We start from the raw sequence: 26,839 nt of genomic DNA on the forward strand, positions 1-26,839 counted from the left end.
AGCAGGGTCCCGCTGACGCACACCTGACCAGAGCGCGCCACACGGACGATCGTGGCGCGGTCCTGGTCTTCGTGCCGCGAAATCCGTGCGACACAGGGCTCGTAAGCGCCGCGCCGGGTCGGCGCGTCGGTCACTTCAGTGGTGCGAAGAAGGCTTGCAGGTCCGCGGCCAGCTCGGCCGGGGCCTCCATCGCCGGGAAGTGCCTGCCGCGCCGGAACTCGGTCCAGTGCGCGTCGGCCGGCGCCGGGACCAGCTTCCGTACGGTGTCGTCCGCTCCGAAGACCGCGAACCCCTGCGGTACCGCCGGCGGCGCACCCCACTCCGAGGAGTGCGCCTGCTCGTACAGGGTGTGCGCGGCAGTGACGCCGCAGCCGGTGAACCAGTACAGGCTGACCGTGGTGAGCAGCTGGTCGCGGCCGATCGGCAGGTCGGTCCACTCGTGGAACTTCTCGGCGATCCAGGCGAGCTGCAGCAGCGGCGAGTCGACCAGCCCGTAGCCGATGGTCTGCGGCCGGCTGTTCTGGATCGCCAGGTAGCCGGAACCCTCCCTGGTGAAGGCGTGCATCCGGTCCAGGATCAGCTTGTCGAGCGGGTCGTTCTCGTTCAGCCGGTCCGCCATTCCGGGCAGGAAGGTGGCGGTGCTCGCGGCAGTCAGCGGATCGGTCACCACGTGGACGCCGATGACGTGCTCGCCGTCGAGGCCGGCGACCATGCCGGACACGCCCGCGCCGATGTCGCCGCCGTGCAGGCCGTACCGCTCGTAGCCGAGCCGGCGCATCAGCTCGGCCCAGGCGCGTGCGGTGCGGCCCATCGCCCAGTCCGTCCCGCCCAGCGGGGTGGAGAAGGCGTACCCGGGCAGGGACGGGGCGACGACATGGAAGGCTTGCCCCTCCACCGGGTTGACCAGCGGCTCGATCAGGTGCAGGAACTCGGCGACGGAGCTGGGGTAGCCGTGGGTGATCAGCAGCGGTTTCGCGCCGGGCTGGTCGGACCTGACGTGCAGGAAGTGGATGCGCTGGCCGTCGATCTCGGTGGTGAACTGCGGGTACTGGTTGAGCCGCGCCTCCTGGGCGCGCCAGTCGTACTGCGTGCGCCAGTAGTCGGTGAGTTCCCTCAGGTAGGCCGCCGGCACGCCGCGGGCCCACTCCACGTCCGGCGACTCGCCGGGCCAGCGGGCGTCGGCCAGCCGGTCGTGCAGGTGGTCGACGTCGGCCTGGGGGATCTCGATGCGGAAGGGCAGAATGCCGTCGCTGATGGCGCTTCTCCTAGTCGACAGAGGCCGGTACGGCCTGGGAGTTGTCCGGGCGCTCTTGCGCTCACGCGGAGAAGAGTAGGGAGAATAGGGGAAAGAACCGTTCCTAGATGGTCGTCAGAATCGAAGAATGTCGGAAACCTCGGCGCGGCTGCTGCGCCTGCTGTCCCTGCTGCAGGCTCAACGCGACTGGACCGGTACCGAGCTCGCCGCCCGCCTCGGCGTCACCACCCGCACCATCCGTAATGACATCGGCCGCTTGCGCGGGCTGGGCTATCCGGTCGACGCGCGGCCGGGTGTGGCCGGCGGATACCGGCTCGGCACGGGTGGCGCCCTGCCGCCGCTGCTGCTGGACGACGAGGAGGCGGTGGCGGTCGCCGTCGGATTGCGTACCGCCGCGAACGGCTCGATCACGGGCATCGAGGAGACCTCGGTGCGTGCGCTGGCCAAGCTGCAGCAGGTGCTTCCCGCGCGGCTGCGCCACCAGGTCAGCGCCTTCCAGTCGTACGCGCTGCCGATGCCGTCGCCCGGCCCGCGGGTGGATCCGGACGTGCTGACCGTGATCGCGAGCGCGTGCCGGGACCATGAGCGGCTCAGGTTCGACTACCGGGCGCATGCCGGCGCGGCGAGCCGGCGCTCGGTCGAGCCGTACCGCCTGGTGAACGACCGGCGGCGCTGGTACCTGGTGGCCTGGGACCTGGACCGGGACGCCTGGCGTACCTTCCGGGTCGACCGGATCGAGCCGCGGACGCCGGCCGGGCCGCGCTTCACGCCCCGTGAGCTGCCGCCCGACCCGGAGATCGCGGCGCGGGTGGCCCGCGGATCCGGCGAGGCGACCTGGCGGTACCGGGCGCGGGTGATCGTGCACGCGCCCGCGTCGTACGTGCGAGGTCGGCTGCCGATCCCCGTGGAGGTGGAGTCCCTTGGCGAAGACCGGTGCGCCTTCGAGCCAGGCTCGGACGATCCGCAGATGCTCGCCCTCCATCTGGGCCTGCTGGACGCGGATTTCACGGTCGTTGACGCCCCGGAACTGGTTGACGCGCTGCACGCCCTGACGGAGCGCTACCAGCGCGCGATCGACGCCGGCCGGCCTACGTCTGCCCGCTCCGCGCACAGCAGCCGGCACTCGGCGTAGACGCCGCCGGTGCACCCGTGCCTCCGGGGTCCGGGAACACCAGCCTCACCCGCAGCTTCAGGCCCTCCCATTCCTCACCTTCAGGGAACGACCGCCTTACCTCCAATACCCCTTAAGTAAGACATGCGGACAGCCTCCGCGGATCCGGCCACAGTGTGCCTTGGCCGTGTTCCAGACAGGAGAGGCGAAATCCGGATGGCGCGTGGTGAGAGCGGCATGCCTCCCGGCGTGCGGCCCCTGGCGGCGGGCGATCCGGTCGTCATCGGCCGATATCCGCTTCTCGGCCGCCTCGGGGCGGGCGGGATGGGCGTCGTCTACCTGGCCGAGCACCCCCAGGGCGGTTTCGTCGCGCTGAAGACGCCCCACGCGGCGCACCTCCACGATGCCACGCTGCTGGCCCGCTTCGCCGAGGAAGTCGCCTTCTCGCGCAGACTGGTGCCGTTCTGCACCGCCGCCGTGCTGGAGGACGGCGCCGACCACGGCCGGCCGTACCTCGTCACCGAGTACATCCCGGGACCGTCGCTCTCGCAGGTCGTCCTCGCCGCCGGCCCCCTCACGCCCGGCCTCGCCTACGGCGTCGCGCTCGGCGCGGCGGCCGGCCTGGTGGCCGTGCACGAAGCCGGGTTCGTGCACCGCGACCTCAAGCCCGCCAACGTGCTGCTGTCGCCGCGCGGGCCGCGCGTCATCGACTTCGGCATCGGCCTCGACGTCACCGGCGAGCGCGGCGCGGACGCCCACACCCAGGCCGGGCAGGTCATGGGCAGCCCCGGCTGGGTCGCGCCCGAACGGCTGACCAGCGGGCCCGCCCTCCCGGCGGCCGACGTCTTCGCGTGGGGGTGCGTGGTGGCGTTCGCCGCGTCCGGCCACCACCCGTACGGCGGCGCCCACGGAGGCGACGAGACGGAGGCGATCACCCGGCGCATCCTCTTCGAGCCGCCCCGGCTGGAGGACGTGCCCGCCCCGCTGCGGCCCGCGGTGGCGGCGGCGCTGGCCAAGGACCCCGACCGGCGGCCCGGCGCCGCGGAGCTGTTGCGGGCGCTGCTGGCCGTGGAGGGCATCGGCGTCCCGTGGGATCCGCGGCAGGCGGTGGAGGGCGTGCTCGGCCGGATCTGGACGCCGGTGCCGTACCCGCCGGGCGACGTCCCGCCACCGGGGGCGCGGCCCGAGCCTTCGCCGCCCGGCCAATCGCCGGAGGAGCCGTCCGCGCCGTCGGCGGACAGACGCCGCAGGGGGCGGGCCGGGGCTCATCTGTCGCACGCGACCTTCGCCGCCCTCGCCACCGTGTCGATCGCGGCCGTCACCGTCATCGCCGCCGCGTCCGGTGCCGGGCAGGACGTGGAAGGCGGGTCCGTCGCGCCGCCGCCCGCCGTGGTGCCGCAGTCCAGCGCCGACTCCACCCTGCGTCCCCACGCCACCCGCACCGGCGGCCCGCCGCCGCCCGGCACCGCGGACACCCCGAAGACGGTCCCCGCCGTGGCGACCCCCGCCGTCGAGGCCCCTTCCGTCGCGACCCCCACCGTGTACGTCACCCGCACCCGCACGGCGGGCACCGTCGCCGTCCTCACCCCGGCCCCCGGCCGGCAGCCCACCTTCCGGCCGCCCGCCGCCGGCGAACCCGGCGAGCCCGGCGGCCCCGATCCTGGCGGCCCCGATCCGGGCGAGTGCGCGGACCCGGGGAGCCGGCGGCGCGGCGACGCGGCCCGCCGCGACTGCCCGCGCCCGACCGCCTCGATCACCACGATCCCCCAGGACGGCCCCGGCGAGTCCCCGGACCCGTCCACGTCGGCCCAGCCGACGCAGACGGCCACGGGAAGCTCCTGACCGGGCCGGACGGAGGGCACGGGTGCCGGCCGGACCAACTGGCGGGCGGCCGGCACCCGCGTGCCCCCCACGGGGTCAGGCGCGGGTCAGCGTACGCGGACCTGGGAGGCCGAGACGCCGCCTCGGGAGGACTCCCAGCCGGCGACCACGGCCGGATCGGCGGCGAGTGCCAGGGTCAGCGGGACCTTCACCGTCGTCGTGCCCCGGCGCTGGACGGTGGCGACCGCCGAGCCCGCCGTGCCGCGCGCGTCCCGTACGAACAGGTGGGCCTTGCCCGGCCCCGCCGCCCGGAACGTCACCGTGACCGTGTTCCCGGCCCTGGCCGCCGCGACCACCTGCCCGGCGTCCGCCGCCGCCGGTCCGCCGGCCGGCGGCAGGTCCACCCGGACCGCCTGCTCCAGCGACTGCGGCGAGTCCAGGCTGGACAGCGCCGTGTCCGGGATGACCGGCTCGGGCGCCGGCCGCTCCGCGCCGCGGTAGCCCGCCAGCGACGCCACGCCCCACCGGTACGGGTCGCCCTGCACGCCGCCCCACGTCGACCAGCCGATCCGGGTCTGCCCGGTCTTGTCCTGGGTGTCGGAGTCGTACACCAGGATGTTGAGCCCGAGGTGCTCCGGATCCACCGAGCCGGGCAGCAGCTCCAGCGGGATCGCCGCCTCCACCGTGTACTCACCGGGGGAGACCTTGGCCGCGATCCGCATCCCGGTGGCCGGGCCCTGCCGGTTGTCCGCGTCGCGCAGCGCGCACGGCGGCCCCTCGGCGGTCACCGGCAGCACCGCCGCCTTGAACGTCGTGGACGTGTTCTCCGACGCGCCGCGCGGGTCGAGCGCGATCTCCACCGCGTCCGTACGCCAGTGCCGCTTGCAGTCGGCGGCGGCCAGCCGCGTGCCGAGCACGTCGTCCTTGACCCGGACCGCCACGTACAGCGTGTCCTCGTGCCAGGCCAGCCGGGCCGTGGCCGAGCAGTCGGCGGCCGACGAGCACGCCGTGCCCTCCCACAGCCGGGAGACGTCGATCGCGGGCCCCGGATAGCCGGCGTCGTCACCGTCCACGTCCGGCGCCGTGTCCGCCTGTGGGATCGTGGCGGCCGGCACCAGCTCCAGCGCGGGCCGGCCGGTGACGACGCCGTCCACGGTGACGGTGTAGGCGTGGTCGCCGCCCTCGTTGGACGTCTTCATGGAGGCGTCGGTGTTCGTGACCGTGAACGGCACCGTCGCCGACGCGCCAGGCGCCAGCTTGGGATAGGCCGCCTCTGCCCGGTCGGCGGCGAAGCCCGCGGGCAGGTCCACGCGCACGGTGCCGGAGCGCGGCGCGTCGCCGACGTTCGTCACCACGACGCCGACCTGGCGCGAGCCGCCCGACGGCAGCGTCAGCACCGGCGTCACCAGGCCGCGCAACTGCGGCACGCCGACGCCCGAGGTCCACTTCTCGTACTGGGCGACCTGCGGGAGGAGCTGCTGCTGGCCGCGTACGGCGGGGGTCGCCTCGACCTGCCGGTCGGTCCAGCCGCGGCCCCGCTCGGTGGTCAGCAGCGCGCCGATCCGGGCCCGCCCGGCCGCGCCCGTCGCCGGCGTGACCGTGAACCGCGCCGACGCCGGCCGCCCGGCGGTGATCCTGCCGAGGTCGCCGGAGCCGGTGACGGTCCAGCCCTCGGGGACGCGCAGCGCGGCCGACGAGCGGCCCAGCGGTTCGCGGGCGGTCACCGAGACCTCGACGGTGAACGGCGTCCCCGGCCGGACGTCGAACGCGCCGGTGCGCAGCGAGAGCCCGGTGCCGAGCGGCACGGACCCCGCCGGCCTGGTCAGCACGCCGTCCAGGATCGCCGTGGGAGCCGCCGCGGCCGGGGTGCCCGGCTCGGGGAACGGCACCCGCGCGTCCACCTGGGTGAAGAAGTCGCAGCCGAGCTGCGCGGGGTCGGCGGGCACGTCGGGGAAGACGGCCCAGCCTTGGGAGGCGTAGACGCGCTGGGAGTCCCGCTCGATCGCCGCCCACGTCCGGCCGCCGGACGAGGTCCGCCCGCTCCACACGCCGTAGACGTTCTGCGCCGGGTTCGCCGGACGGAAGGTCGCCCCGCAGGACGGCCCCACCTGCGACGTTCCGCGCCCCCCGCCGGTCAGCAGCCGCGCTGGCGCGAACGGCTTCAGCCCTTCCCGCGTGATCTGCTCGGGGAACGCCTTGGGGTCGGCCGCCGCGTAGAACGCCTCGATGGCCAGCCTGGCCGCCTGCTGATGGTTGCCGTGGTTGCCGGGCGTCGGGGCCGGGTCCATGGTCAGCAGGATCTCCGGCCGGGTCTGCCGGACGACCCTGACGACCTTCTCCAGCGTGTCGCCGCCCCAGACCTGGTCGGTCAGCGGGGCGCTCACCGTGTAGTAGAAGTCGACGTCGTCCAGGTTGAACACCTCGCGCACGCCGGCCCCGGCGACCGCCGCGCGCTCCTCGGCCTCGCGCAGCAGCCCCAGCGCGGGCCCTTCCTCGGGGCCGACGGCGTTGCCGCCGCCTTCGCCCCGCGTGACGGTGACCACGCCCGTGCGGACGCGGTGGTCCTCGTTCCACTGGCCGAGCGTGGACAGGCTGAACGCCTCGTCGTCCGGATGCGCGCCGACGAACAGCGCGTCGAGGTCCACGGGCGCGGCCGGGGCGGCCGCCGCCTGGGCGGGCAGGGCGGCGGCTCCCGGGACGAGCAGGAGAAGGGCGGACAGGATCAATCGCATGGCGCCTCCGGAGGATCTATTCGCGGACCGCCCCCTGGAGCAGCCCGCGGACGAAGTGTCGCTGGAGGAACAGGTAGAAGATCACGACCGGCGTCGCCACGATCACCGACCCGGCCGCGAGCAGCGTGAAGCCCGAGGTGTGCTGGCCCTGGAAGAACGCCAGGCCGAGCGGCGCCGTACGCAGCGACTCGCTGGTCACCATGATCAGCGGGATGAGGAACTCGTTCCACGTCCACATGAAGACCAGCACCGTCAGCGTCACCACCGCCGGCCGCGCCGGCGGCACCAGCACCTGCCACAGGATCCGCCACGTCGAGGCCCCGTCGATGCGCGCCGCCTCCACGATCGCCCGGTTCGAGGCGCGGAAGTAGGCCCGCATCCAGAACGTACCGAACGCCACCGACAACGCCACCTGAGGCAACGCCACCGACCAGAACGTGTCGATCAGCCCCAGCGAGCGCAGGTCGAAGTAGAGCGGCACCGCGACGGCCTCGCTCGGCATCATGATCCCGAGCATGAACAGGTAGAACAGCGCCGACTGCCCGCGAAAGCGCATCGTGCCGAACGCGTACCCGCTCATGACCGACAGCGCCACGCTGACCACCACGACGAACGCCGACACCGCGAGGCTCGTACGCAGGTAGGTCCCGAACCGGCCCACCTCCCAGGCCGCCGCGAAGTTGGCCGGCCCGGCCGTCCCGCCGCTGTCGGACGGGCCCAGCGCCGCCCCCAGGATCGTCACGATCGGGAGCAGCGCGAACGCCGCGAACACCGACAGGATGACGTAGTTGGCCACCCGCTCACCGCGCGAGATCACGTGAGCCCCCTGTCGGCGAACCGGTTGATCCCGAACGAGATCACGAAGATGAGCAGCGCCAGCGTGACCCCGACGGCCGCCGCCGAGCCCACCTGGCCGAGCCCGAAGGCCCGGTGGTAGACCTCGTACGACGGCACCGTCGTGGACGTGCCAGGACCGCCCCGCGTCGTCACGTACACCAGGTCGAACGTGCGCAGCGCGGCGATGACCGTGAGCGTCAGGGCGACCGCGATCTCCCCGCGCACCGACGGCAGCGTCACCGCGAAGAACTCCCTGACCGCGCCGGCCCCGTCGAGCCGGGCGGCCTCGTACAGGTCGGGCGGCACCCGGCTCATCCCGGCCAGCAGCAGCACGGTCACCAGCCCCGTCTCCACCCACGTGCCGACCACCCCGACGGCGGGCAGCGCGAAGGCGTAGTCGCCGAGCCAGCCCCGCGTCAGCGAGTCCAGCCCGAGCGCGCCGAGCAGCGCGTTGAGCGTGCCGTCGGGCGCGTACACCCGCCGCCACGCCACCGCGACCACGACCATCGCCACCACCTGCGGCAGGAACACCACCGTGCGGAAGAAGCCGAGCCCGCGCACCTTGGCGTGGTTGAGCACCGCCGCCAGCGCCAGGCCGACGGCCAGCGGGATCAGCGCGTAGAACACGACGAGCACCAGCGCGTGCCCGAAGGCGGCGCGCAGCCCCTCGTCGGCCAGGATGGCGGCGTAGTTGTCCAGACCGGCCCACCTGCCCACGGACAGCCCGTCCCAGTCGTAGAGGGAGAACTGCACCGCCCGCCCGATCGGGAACAGCAGGAACGCCGCGTAGATCACGAACGCCGGCAGCAGGTAGAGGTAGGCGACGCGGCGAGGCTCGCCCGGAGGCCGCCCCGCCGCCCTCCGCCCTGCCATCAGTTGCTCTCGGTGAAGGTCTTGTAGTCCTTCTCCAGCGTGGCCAGGAACTCCTGCGGGGTGGCCTTCTCTGCGAGCAGGTCCTGCAGCGCCGCGCCGAGCGTGTCGGCGAAGGTCGGGGTCGCGTAGTCCAGGTAGGGGACCAGCCCGTCCTTCCCTGTGACGGTGCCGAAGGCGGTGAAGACGTCCTGCTGCGGCCCCGCCTGCACGCTCTGCTCCCCGGTCTCGGCGACCGGCAGGTTGCCGGTCGAGGTGAGCACCTTCATCGCGTCCGCGCTGGTGATGAAGTTGACGTACGCGGCCGCCGCGTCCGGATGGGGGCTCTTGGCGGTGATGGCGAACGGCAGCCCGGTGCCTCCCGTCGCGACCGGCGCGGCGTCGGCGGACACGCCAGGCGGCAGCATGAAGCCGAGGTCGTCGCCGAGCGCCTTCTCCAGGTCGGCGAGCAGCCAGGTGCCCGCGATGAGGAAGACGCCCTCGCCCTTGCCGAACGCCTGCCAGGAGGGGTCGTAACCCTGGCCGTTGAAGCCCTTGGCGAAGTAGCCCTTGCCGACCCAGCCGACGAGCTGCTCGGCGGCGGCGGTGTTCTCGGGCGTGGTCCAGGAGGCGCCCTTGCGGCCGAAGGCGAGGGCGGAGATCTGCTCCGCCGGCACGTGCCGGCCCTGCACGGTGCCGAAGACGTGGATGGCCGGCCACTTGTCGAGGTTGCCGAGCTGCAGGGGCACCTCGCCGGCGGTCTTGGCGGTGCCGAGCGCGGTCTCGAAGTCGGCCCACGTCTTCGGCGGCTGCAGCCCGAGCTTGGTGAGCTTGGCCTTGTTGTAGAAGACGCCGACGACCTCGCCGACCTGGGGGAGGCCGTACAGGTTGCCCTCGCCGAAGCTCTTGCCGTCGGCGCTGTAGCGGGAGTAGCGCAGCACGGACTCGGGGTAGCGCTGCTTCCAGCCGTAGGCGTCGGCGTAGGCGTCGAGCGGGAGGAGCTGCCCGGCCTTGACGAACGCGCCCATGGAGGAGCGGCCGTTGTTGGCCTCGACGACGTCGGGGGGCTCGTTGCCGCTGAGGGCGAGGCGGAGGGTGGTGTTGAGGTCGTCGAAGGAGCGGGACACCCGGTTGAGCTTGATGTTGGGGTATTTGGCCTGGAAGGCGTCGTTGAGCTGCTTCATCTGCGCCGCCTGCCCGCCGCGGACCTCCTGGTCCCACACGGTGAGCGTGACGTCGCCGAGGGCGGCGGCGTCGGTGCGCACGGCGGACGGGGCCTGGCTCCCTGGGGCGGGCGGCGCGGAGGATCCGGGTGCGCACGCGGTCAGGGCGAGGGCGGCGGCGGCGAGCAGGGCGATCGCCGGGGTGCGGCCCGTCCGTCGCGTCGAGGGCGTCATGGTTACTCCTTCTGCGCGGGCACGCGGGAGGTGCCGGGGTCCCCGTCGTCGTGCGCGGGGGCCTCGTCCCGCGGACCCTCTTTCCTGGATCCGGCGTCCGTCACCGGGGTGACCTCGCCGCCCGGCTGGGGCTGGGGGGCGACGCCGACGTCGGCGTATCGGGCGATGGTGGCGGCGGCGCGGCGTACCGCGCCGACCGGGTCGGTGGGCACCAGCCGGTCGAGGAAGGCGTAGCGGCGGGCGAGCGAGCTGCCGTAGGCGCCGCTGTGGCGGGCCGTGGCGCGTACCTCGTGCCACCAGTCGGCGATGTCGCCCCAGCCGGGCGCGGCGAGCGAGCCGCCGAACTGCTGCACGGCGAGGGCCGCGCACACCTGGGCGAAGGCGACGCGGTCGTTGAGCGGCCAGCCGCAGAGGGTGCCGAGCACGAAGCCCGCGCCGAACACGTCCCCGGCGCCGGTGGGGTCGAGCGCGTTGACCCGCGGCGCGGGCACGAACGCCTCCTCGCCGGTGGTGGAGTCGATGGCCATCGCGCCGTTGGCGCCGTCGGTCACCACGGCGACCGGCACGTGGTCGGCGATGGCGTAGAGCGCGTCGCGGGGGGTGTCCATGCGGGTGTAGGCCATGGCCTCGACGGCGTTCGGCATGAAGGCGTGGCAGATCGACAACTGCTCCAGCACCCCGGAGGACCAGGAGCCGGACGGGTCCCAGCCGACGTCGGCGAAGATCAGCGCGCCGTCGCGGTGCGCCAGTTCGGCCCAGTTGCACGCGCTGCCGGGGGTCCCGAGCGGCTCGTCGTCGGAGAGGGTGACGATCACGGCCTTGGAGCGGGGCGGCTTGCCGATCATCTCGGAGGCGGACATGGGGGAGGGGTGGCCATGGGTCACCATGCTGCGGTCGCGGTCGACGGCCATGGAGACGGTGACCGGCGAGTGCCAGTGCTCGAAGCGGCGCGACCTCGACAGGTCGACCGACTCCTGCTCCTCCAGCGTGCGCCAGCAGAAGTCGCCGTAGTCGTCGTCGCCGAAGGCCGCGGCCAGCGAGGTGCGCAGGCCGAGGCGGCTGGTGGCGATGGCGAGGTTGGCGATGCCGCCGGGGCACGAGCCCATGCCGTCGGCCCAGATCTCGGTGCCGGCGGCGGGCATGGCGGGCAGCCCGGTGAAGATGATGTCCAGGAAGACCGTGCCCGCCAGGAACACGTCGAACTGCGGGCTGCCGGGGGTGCGTTCGCCGGCGAGAGGGTCGTACGCCTGAACAGTCACGGGAATGAGGCCTCCTCGACACGCCGCGATGTGCGCAATCTTGCATGTTTGCGCGCACACTTCAAGCCCTTCGTGCGAATGATGCGGCGAAATGCGTACTGAATGCTTACTCCATGCTTACTCTTGGGCGGAAATGACTGATACAGTGACGCCGTGCTTCAGCGCCTCAGGCATGCCGAGATCATGCGCCGAGTCCGGCTCTCAGGCGCCACCAGCGTCCGCGATCTCGCCAGTCAGCTCGGCGTGAGCCCGTCCACCATCCGCAGGGACCTCGAGGTGCTCGACCGCGACGGCACGCTGCGCCGCGTCCGCGGCGGAGCCCTGCCCAGCGTGGACGCCGACGCCGACCGTCCCTTCGCCGAGGTGGCCGAGGTCGACGGGCAGGACAAGGAGGCCGTGGCGGCGCGCGCCGCCGAGCTGGTCCGCGACGGCGACGTGGTGCTGCTCGACATCGGCACCACCACCGCGTGCCTCGCCCGCCGGCTGCGCGGCCGGCGCGTCACGGTCGTCACCTCCAGCCTCGCCGTGCTCGACGTGCTCCGCTGCGACCCCGAGGTCGAGCTGCTGCTGCTCGGCGGCATGGTCCGGCGTTCCTACCACTCGCTGGTCGGGGTGCTCACCGAGGCCGCTCTGAAGCAGGTGGTGGCCGACCGGGTGTTCCTGGGCGCGAGCGGCGTACGCCCGGACGGGCAGCTCGTCGACACCACGCTCGCCGAGGTGCCGCTCAAGCGGGCCATGATCGCCGCGGCGGGGCAGGTGCTGCTGCTGGTCGACCGGCACAAGTTCCCCGGGACCGGCGCCCTGCGCGTGTGCGGTCCCGAGGACGTCGACGTGGTCGTCACGAACGCCGGGGCCGACCCGGCCACGCTGCGCAGCCTGACGGCCGCGGGCGCCGAGGTGCTGCTCGCGTGAGGGTGAGGGAGTACGGATGAGACTGGCCGTGATCGGGGGCGGCGGCTTCCGCGTGCCGCTCGTGTACGGCGCGCTGCTGCGCGACCGGGCCAAACCGCGGGTGGAGGAGGTCGTGCTCCACGACGTCTCCGCCGACCGGCTGGCGGTCGTCGCCCATGTGCTGCGTCAGCTCGCCGCGGGTCACGACGACCCGCCCGCGGTGCGCGTCACCACCTCGCTCGACGAGGCGCTGCGCGGGGCAGACTTCGTCTTCTCCGCCATGCGGGTCGGCGGCCTGGCCGGGCGCACCGCGGACGAGCGGGTCGCGCTGGAGCTGGGGCTGCTCGGCCAGGAGACCACCGGTCCCGGCGGCATCGCCTACGGCCTGCGCACCGTGCCGGCCGCCGTGCGGATGGCCGAACGGGTCGCCGAGCTGGCGCCGCGCGCCTGGGTCATCAATTTCACCAACCCGGCCGGCATGATCACCGAGGCGATGCGGCGGGTACTCGGCGACCGGGTGATCGGCATCTGCGATTCGCCGATCGGCCTGATCCGCCGCGCCGCCGCCGCGCTCGGGCTCGACCCGGCCCGCGTCGAGCCCGACTACGTGGGGCTCAACCACCTGGGCTGGCTGCGCGGGCTCGGCCACGACGGCGAGGACGTGCTGCCCGGCCTGCTCGCCGACGAGACGGCGCTGCGCCAGGTCGAGGAGGCCCGGCTGTTCGGGCCCGGCTGGGTGCGCACTCTCGGCGCTCTGCCGAACGAATACCTCTATTACTACTACTTCACCCGCGAGGCGATCGCCGCCAGCCGGGGCCGTACCCGGGGGGAGAGCCTGCTCGGCCGGCAGGACGCCTTCTACGCCGCCGTACAGGCCGACCCCGGGCAGGCGCTGGCCGAGTGGCGGGCGGCGCGCAGGGAGCGCGACGAGTCTTACATGGCCGACGTCCGCGACACGGCCGAGGCGGGCGAGCGCGACGCGGCCGACCTCGCGGCGGGCGGCTACGAGGGCATCGCGCTCGCGCTGATGGCCGCCCTGTCGCGCGGCGAGCCGGCCACCATGATCCTCAACGTGCGCAACGGCTCGGCGGTCCCTGGCCTGCCCGCCGAGGCGGTCGTGGAGATCCCGTGCGCGGTGGGCGGCGCGGGCGTGCGCCCGCTGGCCACCCGCCCGCTTCCGGGCCGCTTCCTGGGGTTGTTGCAGCAGGTGAAGGCGGTCGAGCAGACCGCCATCGAGGCCGCGCTGACCGGGTCGGCCGAGCTGGCCGTGGCGGCGTTCGCCCTGCATCCGCTGGTCGACTCGGTCTCCACGGCCCGCGCCCTGCTCGACGGCTACCGCTCCCGCATCCCCGAGCTGGCGCAGGTCGTGCCGGGAACGGTCTGACCACCTCGGAGGGGGCGCGGTTCTGTCGGTCCCGGCGCGCATACTGACCTTCGGCATCGCTCGGAGGGAGGCGCCATGGCGAGGGGCTCTCGAAAGCGCACCGGCAAAGGGAGGTCCAGGCGGCGGGCCGCCACGACGTCGTCCCGGCGGCGTGGGGGCGCCACGGCGTCCCGGCGGCGTGGCGGCGCCGCCACTTCACGACGGCGGAGGCGGAGGGAAGTCGCGGCGGTCGCGATCGTGGCGGCCGGCGGGGGCGTGGTCTGGTTCGCGGCCGAGCATCCGGCCTGGGCGGCCGGCATCGCGACCCTGCTCGCCGTGCTGTTCGCCGGCGGGCTGATCCTGCGGCGGCGCGCGATCGAGGCGGAGCGGCAGCGGTTCCTGGCCGCCAACGCCGAGCTGGAGAAGGTCGATCTGATGTCGGGCGGGGAGTTCGAGCACCTGGTCGCCGAGCGGATGATCGCCGAGGGGTTCCGCCAGGTCCGTCAGTGCGGCGGCACCGGCGACTTCGGGGTCGACATCACGGCCGTCGCTCCCGGTCACGGCCGCTACGCCGTCCAGTGCAAACGTTATGCGGGGTCGGTGGGCGCGCCGGAGGTGCGCAACTTCCTGGGCGCGCTGGCCAACACCTACGCCGGGCACACCGGCGTGCTCGTCACCTCGGGCCGCCTCACCCGGCAGGCCCGGCTGGAGGCACTGGGCGCGCGGGAGCCGCTGGTCCTGGTCGAGCGCGACCGGCTGGCCGACTGGCTGCTCGGCGCGGCGCCGCTGCTCCCCGCGCGCCCGGCCCGCCGCCCCGGCCCGCTGGCCGGCGAGAAGGCCACCTGACGGACGCGTGCGTGCGGAAGCATGGGCGGGCCGCGCCGGTGCTGGGGGGACCGGCGCGGCCCGCATCGCCGGGGAACCGTCCCATGCCCTGGAGGTGGCCGGCGAGATCAGGGGGCCCTAGTGGCCGAACTGCTCCTCCTCGGTCGAGCCCTTGAGCGCGGTGGTCGAGGAGTCGGGCGCGACGGCGGTGCTGACCAGGTCGAAGTAGCCGGTGCCGACCTCGCGCTGGTGCCGGGTGGCGGTGTAGCCACGCCGCTCGGCGGCGAACTCGCGCTCCTGGAGCTCGACGTAGGCCGTCATGCCGTCGTTGGCGTAGCCCTGGGCGAGGTCGAACATCGAGTAGTTCAGCGAGTGGAAGCCGGCCAGGGTGATGAACTGGAACTTGTACCCCATGTGGCCCAGCTCGCGCTGGAACTTCGCGATGGTCGAGTCGTCGAGGTGCTTCTTCCAGTTGAACGACGGCGAGCAGTTGTAGGCGAGCATCTGGTCGGGATGCTCGGCCTTGATCGCCTCGGCGAACTCGCGGGCCACGTCCAGGTCGGGCGTGCCGGTCTCCATCCAGAGCAGGTCGGAGTAGGGCGCGTAGGCCAGGCCGCGCGCGATGCACGCCTGGATGCCGTTGCGGACCCGGTAGAAGCCCTCGGCGGTGCGCTCCCCCGTGGTGAACTCCTGGTCGCGCGGGTCCACGTCGCTGGTCAGGAGCGTCGCGGCCTGTGCGTCGGTCCGCGCGATGACCAGTGAGGGGACGCCGCAGACGTCGGCGGCGAGGCGGGCGGCGTTGAGCGTCTTGATGTGCTGCCCGGTCGGGATCAGCACCTTGCCGCCCAGGTGGCCGCACTTCTTCTCGGAGGCGAGCTGGTCCTCCCAGTGCACGCCCGCGGCGCCGGCCGCGATCATGCCCTTCATCAGCTCGAACGCGTTGAGCACGCCGCCGAAGCCGGCCTCGGCGTCGGCGACGATGGGCGCCAGCCAGTGCGGGGCCTCGACGCCCTCCGACCAGGTGATCTGGTCGGCGCGCAGCAGCGCGTTGTTGATGCGGCGCACGACGGCCGGGACGGAGTTGGCCGGGTACAGGCTCTGGTCCGGGTACGTCTGCGCGCCGAGGTTCGCGTCGGCGGCGACCTGCCAGCCGGACAGGTAGATCGCCTTCAGGCCGGCCTTCACCTGCTGCACGGCCTGGTTGCCTGTCAGGGCGCCGAGCGCGTGGACGTAGTCCTCTGTGTGCAGGAGCTGCCACAGCCGTTCGGCGCCGAGCCGGGCCAGCGTGTGCTCCTCCTGGACGCTGCCGCGCAGCCTGATGACGTCCTCGGCGCTGTAGGTGCGCTCGATGCCCTCCCATCGAGGGTCGTTGTCCCATTCGTCCTGCAGCTGCTGAGCAGCTCCCTTGAGGCGATCGATCATGGTCACTCCTTCTTCGTCCCCTGGGTGCCTGTGCCGAGTCTGTGCCCGGGAGGACACCGGCGGACAGGCGTTGCCGAGCAGAAGAACCGTGAAATTTTCCTCTCTGTCCATTACTGACGGGTATTCAGTAGGGAAGAATTCGCGAGTTTTACCTTTGGCCTAGACCAATCCCGGATGTGACGGGACAGTCTCGTCCCGGGTGCCCGATGGGCTAGAAGATAGGCAGATTTTCTGTCTAAGATGCGTCCATGGCCTCGTTGCTGGGCGAAGAACCGCTGTCTTTGACGCAGGAGCTCGATCTCATCGCGTTTGGCCAGCGCCTGCGCCACCTGCGCAAACAGCGCGGCCTGACGCTCTCGGACCTCGGGTCCCGGGTCAACCGGGCACCCAGTCAGCTCTCCCTGCTGGAGAACGGCAAACGTGAGCCGAAGTTGTCATTGCTCAAAGCGCTGGCCTCCGCGCTCGGCGTGCCCGTCGAGGAGCTGCTGCGCCGCCAGCCGCCCAACCGCCGCGCCCAGCTGGAGATCGCCCTGGAGGAGGCCCAGCGCGACCCCCTGTACGCGGGGCTCGGCCTGCCCCGGCTGAAGGTCTCGGCCCGCGTGCCCAATGACGTCCTGGAGCACCTGCTCGGCCTGTACGGCGAGCTACGCGCCCGCCAGGCCCGCGGCACCGCCACCCCGGAGGAGGCCCGGGTGGCCAACGCCGAGCTGCGCCGCCGTCAGCGCGAGGTCGGCAACTACTTCCCCGAGATCGAGCAGGCCGCCGCCGAGGCCCTGGACGCGGTCGGCTACCGCAGCGGCGCGCTGTCGCAGAGCACGATCCAGAGCCTGGTCACGCACTTCGGCTACACCGTGCACACCGCCCAGGACCTGCCGCGATCGGTGCGGTCCATCACCGACATGCGCAACCGCCGCATCTACGTCAAGCACGAGCAGCTCGGCATGCACACCCCGCGCACGATCCTGCTCCAGACGCTCGGCCACCTCGCCCTCGGCCACGACAAGCCCCGCGACTTCGCCGACTTCCTGCGCCAGCGCACCGAGGCCAACTACTTCGCCGCCGCCGTGCTGGTGCCCGAGCGGGCCGCCGCGCTCTACCTCCAGGAGGCGAAGTCCGACCGGGCGCTGTCGGTCGAGGACCTGCGGGACGTCTTCGCGGTGTCGTACGAGATGGCCGCCCACCGCTTCACCAACCTCGCCACCCACCACCTGGGTCTCGTCTGCCACTTCGTGCGCAACGACGCGGGCGGCATCATCTACAAGGCGTACGAGAACGACGGCATCGTCTTCCCCGCCGACGAGCAGGGCGCGATCGAGGGGCAGCGGATGTGCCTGCAGTGGTCAGGGCGGCAGGTGTTCCTGTCGCCGGATCGCTTCTCGGTCTACTACCAGTACTCCGACTCGCCGACCGGCACGTACTTCTGCATCGCGCACGTGGACCCTTCCCGCGAGCGGGACTTCGCGATCACGCTCGGGGTGCCCTACAAGGAGTCGCGGTGGTTCCGGGGGCGCGAGACCACCCACCGCACCAAGTCCGACTGCCCCAACGGCGAGTGCTGCCGGCGCCCGCCCGCCGAGCTGGCCGAGCGCTGGGAGGGCTACGCCTGGCCGTCGGCCCGCGCCAACTCCCACGTCCTCGCCGCGCTGCCGCCGGGGTCGTTCCCCGGCGTGGACGAGGCGGACGTCTACACGTTCCTGGAGCGCCACGCAAATGGTGCATAACCCGACATAGCGGGTATCGGGGGGTGTGGGGGAGGAGGTGGTCGGAGGATGCTGCCCGAAGTGCGCGGATGGCTGCGGCGCCGTACGTCGTCGGCCGGGGACTGGCCGGTCCGGGACCTGCTGGCCGCCAAGGGTGCGACGACCGTCAGCGTGGTGCTCCCGGCCCGCGACGAACGCGCGACCGTCGGCGAGATCGTCGAGATCCTGCGCCGCGAGCTGGACGGCCTGCTGGACGAGGTCGTCGTCATCGACTCCCGCTCCCGTGACGACACCGCCCGCGTCGCCGCCCGGGCGGGCGCCCGCGTGCACGCCCAGGACGACATCCTGCCCCACCTGCGGCCGCTCGACGGCAAGGGCGAGGCGCTGTGGAAGTCGCTCGCGGTCACCCGGGGCGACGTCGTGGTCTTCGCCGACGCCGACATCAGGCACTTCCGCGCCTCGCTCGTCGGCGGCGTGCTCGGCCCGCTGCTCGCCGATCCGACCCTCGTCTACGTCAAGGGCTGCTACGACCGCCCGCTCGACGGCGCGCCGAACGGCGGCGGCCGGGTCACCGAGCTGGTCGCCCGCCCGCTCATCAACCTGCACTGGCCCGAGCTGGCCGGGTTCGTCCAGCCGCTGGCGGGCGAGTACGCCGGCCGCCGCTCCGCGCTGGAGCGGGTGCCCTTCCTGACCGGCTACGGCGTCGAGCTCGGCCTGCTCATCGACCTGCTCGACCTGGCGGGGCTGGACGCCTTCGCCCAGGTGGACCTGGGCTCGCGCGAGCACGCGCCGCAGTCGACCGAGGCCCTGGGGGCGATGTCCTGCCAGATCATGCTGGCCGCCTGGTCGCGCCTGCGGCGTCAGGGCAAGATCCAGGGCCGGCACGAGCCGTCCTGCCTGCTGGCCCAGTTCCGGCGCGGGCTGATCGGCCACGACGTGAGCAGCCGGGACATCGCCATCGCCGAACGCCCGCCCATGCTCACCCTTCCCGATCGCCTTCCTGCCGGGGCCTACTGACCGGTAAGGTGTTACCAACGGTAACCCCGGCGGCGGGGATCGGAAGGGGAGTGTGCGGCCCATGAGCGGGTTCTGCCCGGAGCTCAGCGACGACGTCAAGCAGGTACGCGACTGGGTGCACGAGTTCGCCCGCGACGTGATCCGCCCCGCGGGCGCCGAGTGGGACGAGCGCGAGGAGACCCCCTGGCCGGTCATCCAGGAGGCCGCCAAGGCCGGCCTGTACTCCCTCGACTTCTTCGCCACCCAGTGGTTCGAGGAGAGCGGCCTCGGCCTGCCGGTCGCGTTCGAGGAGATCTTCTGGGGTGACGCCGGCATCGGCCTGTCCATCGTCGGCACCGGCCTGGCCGCCGCCGCCGTCTCCTCCAACGGCACCCCCGAACAGATGGGGGAGTGGCTGCCGCAGATGTTCGGCACCGAGAACGACGTCAAGCTCGGCGCCTTCTGCGCCTCCGAGCCCGACGCCGGCTCCGACGTCGGCGCCATCCGCACCCGCGCCGTCCGCGACGGCGGCGACTGGATACTGAACGGCGTCAAGACCTGGGCCACCAACGGCGGCATCGCGAACGTCCACATCGTCGTCGCCACGGTCGATCCCGCGCTCGGCACCCGCGGCCAGGCGTCCTTCATCATCCCGCCCGGCACGCCCGGCCTGTCCATGGGGCAGAAGTTCCGCAAGCACGGCATCCGCGCCTCGCACACCGCCGAAGTCGTCCTCGACGACGTCCGCGTACCCGGCTCCTGCCTGCTCGGCGGCGCGGAGAAGCTGGAGGCCCGGCTGGCCCGCGTCCGCAACGGCGAGCGCGCCGGCGAGCAGGCCGCGCTGCGCACCTTCGAGACCACCCGCCCGGCCGTGGCCGCCATGGCCGTCGGCATCGCCCGCGCCGCCTTCGAGTACGCCCGCGACTACGCCCGCGAGCGCGAGCAGTTCGGCCGCCGCATCGCCGAGAACCAGGCCGTCGCCTTCCTCCTCGCCGACATGGCCACCCGCGTCGACATCGCCCGCTTCATGACCTGGCGCGCCGCCTGGATGGCCCGCAACGGCCGGCGCTTCGAGCAGGCGGAGGGCTCGATGTCGAAACTCGTGGCGAGCGAGACGGCGGTGTGGGTGACGGAGCAGGCGATCCAGATCCTGGGCGGGGCCGGATACACCCGCGAGCACCCGGTGGAGCGCTTCCACCGCGACGCCAAGATCTTCACGATCTTCGAGGGCACGTCGGAGATCCAGCGGTTGATCATCGGCCGCGCCGTCACCGGCCTCCCCGTCCGCTGAGACACCCCACGTCAACGGCCTGGCGTGGCCACCGGGCCACAGCCGCGGAACGCCAAGCTCACCCAGTGGCTCAGGTACTCGGCGCGCATAGGATGATCAACGAGGCGAGGAGAAGTCATGTGCAGGGCATGATCCCGCGCCGGGTCGCCTTGACGGAGCCTGGGTAGGTAGGGACGGCGACGTCGTCAGGCCATGTGTCCAGCCCTCGCCACGTTTCGAAATCGGAGATGAGCTGGTGTTTCGTCGTTGTAGTCAGGGTGGGCCAGGGCATTGTCCAGGCTTGTCCTGTGATGTACAATATTGGGGCGTTGGCGACGGCCAACTCCTGGCTACCGCCCTGCTCGTCCAGTTTGGTGTCTGATTCCCGGACAACGATTTCGCCTTCACTGCACGGTTGCACGACGAATTCCCATAACTCGGTGGGCTGTTCGTTCGGTCTATGCAGGATGTACACATAGGCCCGCTGTGAGTTGGCGTTGCGCACGTTCCAGGCGTCGGCGTCACGAATGGTCCCGAAGGGCTCGGCGACTATTTGGACGTGGTTGGGAAATGCGTCTTTTGCGAGGTCGTCCGCTTCGGCCTTGGCCTGTTCCTCCTTCCGTTGGTCCTCTGCACGCTGCGCCAGCGCGTCAGCGCGTTGCTGCTGGCTGAGTGAAAGTGCGTTCATGGAAATGACAAGAGCGGGGATGGACGTGAGACCGGCAAGGACGCTGGTGAGGGCGGCCCACCATTGGACGGACCAACGGATGTCACGCAGTCGACGGCGTTGGCGTGGCTTGAGGCGTTGGCGTGCGGCGATCACCTTCGTGCTGCGAGCGGAAGGGCCGGGCGAGAGGCTGCGGGATGAGGAAGAGCGCGGGTGTCGTCGCACGGTCATGACTGAATATCGTGCGACGATGCGGCGCTGTTAATAGTCATGATCTCGGGCCGGGCGCGGGTGGAAGGTGATGAGGGGCCCGTCGATTGCGGTTCCGCTCTCGGCTTGCGCTGGGCTTGGCGGCTGTGTAGCACTTCCGGGCGACGGAGAGACGTGTGCCCTCGGACCGATCATGGTTCGGGGGCTTTCCGCTGTTCGGGGGTGTTGGTGTCCCCTGCGACGGCGAAGACCGCTGCTGCACGGCTGTGCCGGGAGGCGGTGACGATTCGGCAGTGGGCGCGCCGGTACGGCGTACGGGTGCTGGGGAAGTCGGGCCGCGAGGTCGTGTACGACTTCGCTGATCTGGCGACGATCGAGGGCTGCACCTGGCGGGGGACGAGGTCCGGTCGACGCCGGAGGGCCGGGATGCGTTGCGGGCTCGGCTTGCGGCGGCTGCATAAGAGTGATCGGACAGGGGTCGCTGTGATGGCGAGAAAGTATCAGCGGGTGGCGGGCGCGGAGCGCGAGGAGCTGAAGGGCCGCTACCTCGACGGGGAGTCGATCCGAGGGCTGTCGATCTCGACGGGTCGCTACGTCCTAGGTGATGCTGTTGATCCAGATGCCGATGGGGATGGACAGAAGGGCACCGGCGATGAGGCCGACGATCGTGAGCATCCATTCGCGGCGTCGTTGGCGGGGGCGCTCACGGCGGGCGGCTTCCTCGACTGTATATGCGACAGCTTGAGCGATCTGGCTGACTTGCCAGTCGCTGAGGACTCTGGGGTCGGGGACGGTTTCGCGAATTGATTGGGCGACTTGAGTGGAGAGGTACTGCTGGGTCCAGTTGAGCAGGGGGAAGATGATGTCCATGGCTTTCATTTTCGCCGTACGGCCTGGATTTGAGGAGATACGGCTGGGCTGGAATGCCGGTCGGTAGGGTCGCTTTCAAGATCGCTTATAAAGGAACATAATTCAGGTTATGTTCCGCTCTCTGGTGTTACGCTCGGAGTGATCACCTCTTCCACGAAAGAAGATCATCATGAGCGTGCGAAAGTTCCCGCTGACTCTGCGCGTCGCCGTGACCGGAGCAACGCCGGACGAGATCAGAGAAGCGGCCGTGGCGCAGGCCCTTGCGTTCTTCGGGTCGAGCACCGAGCTGGACATCATCAGCGCCGAAGCCGAGCCGGAGGGGGAGCATCACAGCCGCTATCGCGCGGTCGTCGTATTCCGGAAAGTCGCCTGATGAGCCGCGCCGGCGATAAGGCCGGGGATGTTGTCGCCGGCCTCCCGCTCCCGTACGGCGCAGGCGACGATCGTGAACGCTGAGTTGGTCGTCGTCCGTAGCGAAGACGTCGCGCTGCCGCTGGACCTGCCGCCGATCATCCTCGATCTGACCCGGGCGTGGCTGTGGTCGTTTGACTCGAAGAACACGCGGGAGACGTACGAGCGGTACATTCGGCGATGGTTCGAGTTCTGCACTGAGACCGGGCTCGATCCGCTGGAGGCGCGCAAGCCGCACGGCGACGTGTTCTCCCGCTGGTTCCAGGAGACGGCCCGCCGGCCACCGAAGCCGAAGACAGTGGCGTTAGTACTGTCTACGGTCTCGTCCTGGTACGAGTACCTCCACGAGACCGAAGCGCTCGACGCCAACCGGTTCAAGAAGACGCGGCGGCCGAAGGTCCCGCGCAAGCACTCCGAGACGGTCGCGCTGACCAAGGGGGAGGCGCAGGACCTCCTCCGGGCGGCCGACGCCGACCACGGCCGGGAACGGCTGCGCACCGCGGCGCTGATCCGGCTGCTGCTGCAGACCGGAATCCGCATCTCCGATGCGATCAACGCGCAGACGGACGACCTCGGGTACGTCCGCGGCTATCGGACGCTGCGCATCAGGGTCAAGGGCGGCGACACGATCATTCGGCGGCTGCCGGTGGAGACGACGCGCGCGCTGGACGTCTACCTCGCTGAGCGGGCACGCCGCGAAGGGGTCGAGCTGCAGGACCTGACGGGCCCGCTGCTCGCGACCTCGACAGGCCAGAGCTGGAGCAGGTCCAAGGCGTTCGAACTGGTGTGCCGCCTCGCCAAGCAGGCGGGCATCAGGTCGAAGGTGTCGCCGCACTCCCTGCGGCACACCTATGCGTCGCTGGCGCAGGAGGCCGGCGTGTCGATGCGGCAGATCCAGCTCGACCTCGACCATGCCGACGTGTCCACGACGGAGATCTATGTGCACAGCCGGGACCGGCTGGAGAAGGACGCCTCGCAGGTGGTGGCGTCGTTGCTGGAGTAGGAGGCTCGCGTGCCCAGGAGAACGAGCGCGCTGGACAGGTCGGCGTGGATGCATCACTGCGGCGCGATCAATCTGGGCACGTGGACCGACCGCGCGGTGTGCGGCGGCTGCCGGTACGCGGTCGGTCACGCCGAGGACGCCGAGCAGTTCCGGCTCGTGCGTGCCTGGTGATGCGGCGCGCTAATCCTCGCACTCGTCGCGTTCGGGGACTTTCGGAACGCTGATTACGTGGGATGCGCACGTCTCAGAGCGGCGTTGGCAGTTGGTCCTGATCGACTGAAGGTCTACGGCTACAAGCGGCCGGTGACCCGCTGGCGCAAGGCCCTGGTGCGAGGGGGGACGCAGGCGCTGCTGTCCAAGGGGCCGCCGGCGAAGGAGAAGCTATCGGCCCAGCAGTGGCAGCGGCTGGAGACCGAGCCGTCGATCCGGTCACCCTGGGAGCCTTGCTGGTGGCGCTCAGCGCGTCGGGTGGCGTGTTGCCGACGATGATCGGCACGCTGCGCGACTGGCTGGAGCGGCAGGCCGGCCGGCACCGCATAGCGGTGACGATCGACGGCGACGTGATCGAGCTGGAACGAGCCACGGCAGAGGAACGACGCGATCTGCTGGAAGCCTACATTCGGCGCCATTCAGGCGAGTAGACGATGGGTCGCCGCGTGGCGCTGCTGGTGGCCACCTACGAGTATCAGGACCCGGGACTGCGGCAGCTGACCGCGCCCGCCCAGGACGCCGAGGCGCTGGCCGACGTGCTGCGTGACCCGGCGATCGCCGGCTTCGAGGTCACCACCCTGGTCAACGAGCCGCACCACCGCGTCGGTGAGGCCATCGGAGACTTCTACCGGGACCGCCGTCGCAACGATCTGACGTTGCTGTACTTCACCGGGCACGGCCTGGATGACGACCACGGGCGGCTGTATCTGGCGATGACCAACACCCGTCGCGACAGCCTGCTGTTCACCGGGCTCGCGGCCGAGCTGGTGAACCAGGCCATGGACGGCTGCATGTCCGGGCAGAAAGTCCTGGTGCTGGACTGCTGCTATGCCGGGGCGTTCCCGATGGGCCGCCTGGCCAAGGCCGACTCGGCCATGCACACGCTCGAACGGTTCCAAGGGCGGGGCATAACCGTGCTGACCGCCTCCGACGCCGCCCAGTACTCGTTCGAAGGCGACCAGGCGCTGGGGCGGTCGGCAACGTCGGTGTTCACCCGCCATTTGGTGGCCGGCCTGCGCGACGGCAGCGCTGATCAGAACGGCGACGGGGACATCACTCTGGATGAGCTGTACGGCTATGTCCACGACCGAGTCGTACGGGAAATGCCGCAGCAACGGTCCAAGATGCAGACCAACATCGAAGGGCGCACTGTCATCGCGCGGAACGTCAACTGGAGGCTGCCCGACCACCTGCGTCACTCCATCGACAGCCCGATCGCGGCCATCCGGCTTTCCGCGCTGGAGGGGCTCGCACACCTGTATCGCTCGGGCAACGACAGCGTGCGCAGTATCGTCCATGAGAAGATCAGCCACTTGGCCGACGACGACAGCAAGAGCGTATCGGCCGCTGCCGCCGCCTACCTGGAGTCTCTCCACGGAGAAGCGTCCGTTCAGCCCGTGCCTACGGAGTCACCCGGCCAGGCGCCCGCAACGCCTGAACCGACGCCCGCTCCACCTCAAGCCGCAGCCCGGCTCGTCCAGCTTGCCTCGATCGAGATCCCGGAGCCGGGTAACGCTGTCACGTTCAGCCCTGACGGGGAGCATCTCGCCGTCGCCTGTGACATGAAGATCGCTCTGATAGCAGAGCTCACGGGAACAGTGCGGCACAGGCTCAAACACGGCGGCTTGATCGCCTCAGTCTGGTCCGTCGACTACTCTCCCGACGGCCGCCGGCTGGCTACCGGCTCTGGCGACAAGACGGCGCGGATCTGGGACGCGGCTACCGGTGTCGAAGTCCTCAAGGTCCGCCATCAAGACACTGTCGCGAGTGTCGCGTTCAGCCCGGACGGCCGTCACCTGGCCACGGCCAGCCTCAGAACTGCCGAGATCTGGGACGCCACCAGCGGGTCCGAACTTTTCACGATGAATCATCCTGAAGAGGATCAGCGGATGGGGACGACGGGCGTGGCATTCAGCGCCGATGGGCGTCGGGTGGTCACCGTCCGTACCTCCGCTCGCATCCACCTCTGGCAATTGCCCGAGATGTAAGCCGCTGACGCGCGGCACTCATGCGTGACGCGCGTCAGCGGGCAAGGCCGGTGCCTGGTCAGCCGCAGTGGAAGACCGGGCTGTGGTAGTTGGCCCACGAGTTGTTGCCGGCCTGAACGCTCGCCTCGACCTGGATGCAGCGGCCCTTGCCGTAGACCGTCACCGGTCCGGCGTACTGGCCGAACTGGCCGCTGTCCTGGCCGATGTCATAGAAGTCCTGGTGGCACTTGCTCACCGACCAGCCGTTGCCGCAGGCGTACAAGGAGAGGATCATGCCCTTCTTCGTCCCATAGTTCACCACGCGATCGAGCTGGGCGCAGTTGTTGCCCGTGGAGGAGTTGTAGTAGAGCTTCAAGGTGCCGTAGGTCGTGCCACTGCTGTTCTTGACGGCGATGCTGTTGATCTGCGAGCCGCTGCAGGAGGCAGCCTGGGCGGGGGCGGCGGCCAAGGCGAGCGGGGCGATGCTGGCACCCAGCAGAGCCGCGGCGGCGATGCCGATCTTGGCAAACTTCACAGTGATCTCCTTCAGAAGTGATCGTGGCTGTTGACTCTGGACCGTAGGTTCCGATCATCAATTAGGGATGTCCGGAATAGGTCATGATCTTTAACGCGCCGGAAACTACCTGATCATGCTGAAGGAACGGCGGTGTCACTCCTCGGTGACGACATAACGTGTCATTCTTGCTACACATTGTAGTTTCTACTGAGAGAGGGCGGCATTGTCATGCCCTTCGATGACTTCGACCGATCCCGGCAGCGCGGGCTGGACGATCATCTCCGGCGCATCCGGCGGTCCGACGACGACTCGCGCAGAAGGCGCGAGAGCTGGGACCGGCACACGCGCAGGCAGAACTCCTCGGAAGGGATGAGCGGGTTGGAGATCGTCCTCTGCGTCGTCGCCGTCGTCATCCTGCTGATCATCATGGCGAGCCGCTGACCGCCCCGGCACCTGAGTGGCCGGTGGCCGCGCCGGATCAGGAGAACCAGTTGGCGCCCAGCTCCTGGATGGTCCTGCTGCCCTTGGGCACCAGCAGGGCCTCGCTCAGCACCTGGTTGACGCTCTTGTCGTTGTTCAGCAGGGCGAACAGGAGAAACGAGCCGCCGTCCACGGTGCGGAAGCCGAAGATCGAGCCGTGGCGGGCGAAGCGGACGTACAGCCCCTTGTACACGGCGGGGAACGCCTTGCGGCTGAAGCTGTCCTTGGCCAGCCGGTAGCCGGAGGCGCCCTCCTTCTTCTCGTGGTTCCAGAAGTTCTGGTACTCCTTGGCCACGGCGGCGGCCAGGTCGTCGTCCATGTCCGTGACGTGGCCGTCCGCGTCGAGCAGCGGCTTCGGCATCCGCCGGCCCCAATGGAGCGGGGTTGCGACGGCCAGCCGGAACACCTGCCCGGGGGAGCGGAAGAACGCGAGCACATGCGGACGGGCGCGGCCCTTGGTGTCCTTGTAGGTGGCCTGCGCGATGAACCAGTCGCCGGCCGACGGCTGCTTCTCGGGCCGGGGCAGGTAGATCACCGGGGCGCCGGTCAGGGCGATCGGCTTGTGGCCCGGCTTGCGGCCGAAATCCTCGTGGTTGCGTTCGAGCACGCCCTCGTGCAGGGCCCCCTCGATGAACAGCGCGTCGAGGCGGGTGTTCTGCCACCACCACTTGGGCTTCTTGAGGATCGCGTTGTACGTGCTCACCCAGGTGCGCAGGGCCCGCGCCGCCTCCGGGGCGGTCAGCGCCGCCCGGGTCGGTGAGGGGGAGGGGGAGGGG

The 26,839-nt window shown here is 71.1% G+C and carries 25 protein-coding genes; 14 read left to right on the top strand and 11 right to left on the bottom strand.

Going from position 1 to position 26,839, the window contains the following annotated elements; translation table 11 throughout:
* Positions 1 to 130: 130 nt before the first annotated feature.
* Complete coding sequence (locus BMW85_RS43530) at positions 131 to 1,276, bottom strand: epoxide hydrolase family protein (RefSeq protein WP_342743504.1); 1,146 nt, start codon at positions 1,274 to 1,276, stop codon at positions 131 to 133.
* 106 nt (positions 1,277 to 1,382) lie between these two features.
* Here BMW85_RS43530 and BMW85_RS43535 point away from each other — a divergent pair, with 106 nt between their 5' ends.
* The gene (locus BMW85_RS43535; protein ID WP_091093351.1) at positions 1,383 to 2,387 is read left to right on the top strand and encodes a helix-turn-helix transcriptional regulator; all 1,005 of its coding nucleotides are present in this window, start codon (positions 1,383 to 1,385) and stop codon (positions 2,385 to 2,387) included.
* 195 nt (positions 2,388 to 2,582) lie between these two features.
* Positions 2,583 to 4,208: a serine/threonine-protein kinase gene (locus tag BMW85_RS43540; protein ID WP_177241178.1), complete on the top strand. Its 1,626-nt coding sequence runs from the start codon at positions 2,583 to 2,585 to the stop codon at positions 4,206 to 4,208.
* 86 nt (positions 4,209 to 4,294) lie between these two features.
* Here the strand turns inward: BMW85_RS43540 and BMW85_RS43545 are convergent, their stop codons facing one another.
* Genes BMW85_RS43545 through BMW85_RS43565 form a run of 5 tightly spaced genes read right to left on the bottom strand, consistent with a single transcriptional unit; the run spans position 4,295 to position 11,261 of the window.
* Positions 4,295 to 6,919 (bottom strand): sugar-binding protein, encoded by a 2,625-nt coding sequence (locus BMW85_RS43545; RefSeq protein ID WP_245775424.1) that lies wholly within the window; start codon positions 6,917 to 6,919, stop codon positions 4,295 to 4,297.
* Between the two features lie 16 nt (positions 6,920 to 6,935).
* Positions 6,936 to 7,736 (bottom strand): carbohydrate ABC transporter permease, encoded by an 801-nt coding sequence (locus BMW85_RS43550; RefSeq protein WP_091093357.1) that lies wholly within the window; start codon positions 7,734 to 7,736, stop codon positions 6,936 to 6,938.
* Complete coding sequence (locus BMW85_RS43555; protein WP_091093359.1) at positions 7,733 to 8,629, bottom strand: carbohydrate ABC transporter permease; 897 nt, start codon at positions 8,627 to 8,629, stop codon at positions 7,733 to 7,735. The genes BMW85_RS43550 and BMW85_RS43555 overlap by 4 nt, the downstream gene beginning before the upstream one ends.
* Positions 8,629 to 10,002, bottom strand: coding sequence for an extracellular solute-binding protein (locus tag BMW85_RS43560; RefSeq protein ID WP_091093361.1), 1,374 nt, complete (start codon positions 10,000 to 10,002; stop codon positions 8,629 to 8,631). Before BMW85_RS43560 ends, BMW85_RS43555 begins: the two co-directional genes overlap by 1 nt.
* Positions 10,003 to 10,004: 2 nt before the next feature.
* Entirely contained in the window at positions 10,005 to 11,261 is a 1,257-nt protein-coding gene (locus tag BMW85_RS43565; RefSeq protein ID WP_091093362.1) for a carbohydrate kinase family protein, read from the bottom strand.
* Between the two features lie 153 nt (positions 11,262 to 11,414).
* Here BMW85_RS43565 and BMW85_RS43570 point away from each other — a divergent pair, with 153 nt between their 5' ends.
* The 3 genes from BMW85_RS43570 (at position 11,415) to BMW85_RS43580 (ending at position 14,361) form a co-directional block, all read left to right on the top strand.
* A complete protein-coding gene (locus BMW85_RS43570) occupies positions 11,415 to 12,173 on the top strand; it encodes a DeoR/GlpR family DNA-binding transcription regulator (RefSeq protein ID WP_091093364.1) in 759 nt (252 codons plus the stop codon).
* Between the two features lie 16 nt (positions 12,174 to 12,189).
* On the top strand, positions 12,190 to 13,536 hold the full coding sequence (locus BMW85_RS43575) for a 6-phospho-beta-glucosidase (protein WP_091093366.1): 1,347 nt from the start codon (positions 12,190 to 12,192) through the stop codon (positions 13,534 to 13,536).
* Positions 13,537 to 13,773: 237 nt separating this feature from the next.
* The gene (locus BMW85_RS43580) at positions 13,774 to 14,361 is read left to right on the top strand and encodes a restriction endonuclease (protein ID WP_091093368.1); all 588 of its coding nucleotides are present in this window, start codon (positions 13,774 to 13,776) and stop codon (positions 14,359 to 14,361) included.
* Between the two features lie 117 nt (positions 14,362 to 14,478).
* On the opposite strand, the gene aceA is transcribed toward BMW85_RS43580, so the two are convergent.
* Positions 14,479 to 15,762, bottom strand: a complete 1,284-nt coding sequence (aceA, locus tag BMW85_RS43585) for an isocitrate lyase (protein ID WP_218156195.1) — start codon at positions 15,760 to 15,762, stop codon at positions 14,479 to 14,481.
* Positions 15,763 to 16,010: 248 nt separating this feature from the next.
* Between aceA and BMW85_RS43590 the strand changes: the two genes are divergently transcribed.
* The 3 genes from BMW85_RS43590 to BMW85_RS43600 all read left to right on the top strand — a co-directional run bounded on the left by BMW85_RS43590 (position 16,011) and on the right by BMW85_RS43600 (position 19,749).
* A complete protein-coding gene (locus tag BMW85_RS43590; RefSeq protein ID WP_393182993.1) occupies positions 16,011 to 17,483 on the top strand; it encodes a helix-turn-helix transcriptional regulator in 1,473 nt (490 codons plus the stop codon).
* A gap of 48 nt (positions 17,484 to 17,531) precedes the next feature.
* The gene (locus tag BMW85_RS43595) at positions 17,532 to 18,479 is read left to right on the top strand and encodes a glucosyl-3-phosphoglycerate synthase (protein ID WP_091093373.1); all 948 of its coding nucleotides are present in this window, start codon (positions 17,532 to 17,534) and stop codon (positions 18,477 to 18,479) included.
* A 61-nt stretch (positions 18,480 to 18,540) separates the two neighbouring features.
* On the top strand, positions 18,541 to 19,749 hold the full coding sequence (locus tag BMW85_RS43600; RefSeq protein ID WP_091093374.1) for an acyl-CoA dehydrogenase family protein: 1,209 nt from the start codon (positions 18,541 to 18,543) through the stop codon (positions 19,747 to 19,749).
* 115 nt (positions 19,750 to 19,864) lie between these two features.
* Here the strand turns inward: BMW85_RS43600 and BMW85_RS49020 are convergent, their stop codons facing one another.
* On the bottom strand, positions 19,865 to 20,626 hold the full coding sequence (locus BMW85_RS49020) for a hypothetical protein (RefSeq protein ID WP_143082609.1): 762 nt from the start codon (positions 20,624 to 20,626) through the stop codon (positions 19,865 to 19,867).
* 576 nt (positions 20,627 to 21,202) lie between these two features.
* Positions 21,203 to 21,475, bottom strand: a complete 273-nt coding sequence (locus BMW85_RS49025) for a hypothetical protein (protein ID WP_143082610.1) — start codon at positions 21,473 to 21,475, stop codon at positions 21,203 to 21,205.
* Between the two features lie 169 nt (positions 21,476 to 21,644).
* Between BMW85_RS49025 and BMW85_RS43610 the strand changes: the two genes are divergently transcribed.
* The 5 genes from BMW85_RS43610 to BMW85_RS43625 all read left to right on the top strand — a co-directional run bounded on the left by BMW85_RS43610 (position 21,645) and on the right by BMW85_RS43625 (position 25,087).
* Complete coding sequence (locus tag BMW85_RS43610) at positions 21,645 to 21,848, top strand: hypothetical protein (protein WP_091093377.1); 204 nt, start codon at positions 21,645 to 21,647, stop codon at positions 21,846 to 21,848.
* A gap of 72 nt (positions 21,849 to 21,920) precedes the next feature.
* On the top strand, positions 21,921 to 22,889 hold the full coding sequence (locus tag BMW85_RS43615) for a tyrosine-type recombinase/integrase (RefSeq protein WP_177241179.1): 969 nt from the start codon (positions 21,921 to 21,923) through the stop codon (positions 22,887 to 22,889).
* Between the two features lie 9 nt (positions 22,890 to 22,898).
* Positions 22,899 to 23,060 carry a hypothetical protein gene (locus BMW85_RS50075; protein ID WP_177241180.1) on the top strand — a complete coding sequence of 54 codons (162 nt, stop codon included), beginning with the start codon at positions 22,899 to 22,901 and terminating at the stop codon, positions 23,058 to 23,060.
* A gap of 272 nt (positions 23,061 to 23,332) precedes the next feature.
* Positions 23,333 to 23,530, top strand: coding sequence for an effector-associated constant component EACC1 (locus tag BMW85_RS43620; RefSeq protein WP_091093380.1), 198 nt, complete (start codon positions 23,333 to 23,335; stop codon positions 23,528 to 23,530).
* Positions 23,531 to 23,545: 15 nt separating this feature from the next.
* Positions 23,546 to 25,087: a caspase, EACC1-associated type gene (locus BMW85_RS43625; protein WP_177241181.1), complete on the top strand. Its 1,542-nt coding sequence runs from the start codon at positions 23,546 to 23,548 to the stop codon at positions 25,085 to 25,087.
* A 58-nt stretch (positions 25,088 to 25,145) separates the two neighbouring features.
* On the opposite strand, the gene BMW85_RS43630 is transcribed toward BMW85_RS43625, so the two are convergent.
* The gene (locus BMW85_RS43630) at positions 25,146 to 25,601 is read right to left on the bottom strand and encodes a hypothetical protein (RefSeq protein ID WP_091093384.1); all 456 of its coding nucleotides are present in this window, start codon (positions 25,599 to 25,601) and stop codon (positions 25,146 to 25,148) included.
* 210 nt (positions 25,602 to 25,811) lie between these two features.
* Here BMW85_RS43630 and BMW85_RS43635 point away from each other — a divergent pair, with 210 nt between their 5' ends.
* Positions 25,812 to 26,024, top strand: a complete 213-nt coding sequence (locus tag BMW85_RS43635; RefSeq protein WP_091093385.1) for a hypothetical protein — start codon at positions 25,812 to 25,814, stop codon at positions 26,022 to 26,024.
* A gap of 37 nt (positions 26,025 to 26,061) precedes the next feature.
* Here BMW85_RS43635 and BMW85_RS50080 read toward each other — a convergent pair.
* Positions 26,062 to 26,839 (bottom strand): DUF8094 domain-containing protein (locus BMW85_RS50080; RefSeq protein WP_177241182.1); only part of this gene is annotated, 778 nt, incomplete at its 5' end.

Source organism: Nonomuraea wenchangensis, from assembly GCF_900111685.1.
GTDB lineage: Bacteria > Actinomycetota > Actinomycetes > Streptosporangiales > Streptosporangiaceae > Nonomuraea > Nonomuraea wenchangensis.

Bases quoted from the DNA above. Each gene is read 5' to 3' on its own strand.
- BMW85_RS43535 (WP_091093351.1), top strand. From the start codon at position 1,383: ATGTCGGAAACCTCGGCGCGGCTGCTGCGCCTGCTGTCCCTGCTGCAG.
- BMW85_RS43540 (WP_177241178.1), top strand. From the start codon at position 2,583: ATGGCGCGTGGTGAGAGCGGCATGCCTCCCGGCGTGCGGCCCCTGGCG.
- BMW85_RS43545 (WP_245775424.1), bottom strand. From the start codon at position 6,919: ATGCGATTGATCCTGTCCGCCCTTCTCCTGCTCGTCCCGGGAGCCGCC.
- BMW85_RS43555 (WP_091093359.1), bottom strand. From the start codon at position 8,629: ATGGCAGGGCGGAGGGCGGCGGGGCGGCCTCCGGGCGAGCCTCGCCGC.
- BMW85_RS43560 (WP_091093361.1), bottom strand. From the start codon at position 10,002: ATGACGCCCTCGACGCGACGGACGGGCCGCACCCCGGCGATCGCCCTG.
- BMW85_RS43575 (WP_091093366.1), top strand. From the start codon at position 12,190: ATGAGACTGGCCGTGATCGGGGGCGGCGGCTTCCGCGTGCCGCTCGTG.
- aceA (WP_218156195.1), bottom strand. From the start codon at position 15,762: ATGATCGATCGCCTCAAGGGAGCTGCTCAGCAGCTGCAGGACGAATGG.
- BMW85_RS43590 (WP_393182993.1), top strand. From the start codon at position 16,011: ATGGCCTCGTTGCTGGGCGAAGAACCGCTGTCTTTGACGCAGGAGCTC.
- BMW85_RS43595 (WP_091093373.1), top strand. From the start codon at position 17,532: ATGCTGCCCGAAGTGCGCGGATGGCTGCGGCGCCGTACGTCGTCGGCC.
- BMW85_RS43600 (WP_091093374.1), top strand. From the start codon at position 18,541: ATGAGCGGGTTCTGCCCGGAGCTCAGCGACGACGTCAAGCAGGTACGC.
- BMW85_RS49020 (WP_143082609.1), bottom strand. From the start codon at position 20,626: ATGACCGTGCGACGACACCCGCGCTCTTCCTCATCCCGCAGCCTCTCG.
- BMW85_RS49025 (WP_143082610.1), bottom strand. From the start codon at position 21,475: ATGGACATCATCTTCCCCCTGCTCAACTGGACCCAGCAGTACCTCTCC.
- BMW85_RS43610 (WP_091093377.1), top strand. From the start codon at position 21,645: ATGAGCGTGCGAAAGTTCCCGCTGACTCTGCGCGTCGCCGTGACCGGA.
- BMW85_RS43635 (WP_091093385.1), top strand. From the start codon at position 25,812: ATGCCCTTCGATGACTTCGACCGATCCCGGCAGCGCGGGCTGGACGAT.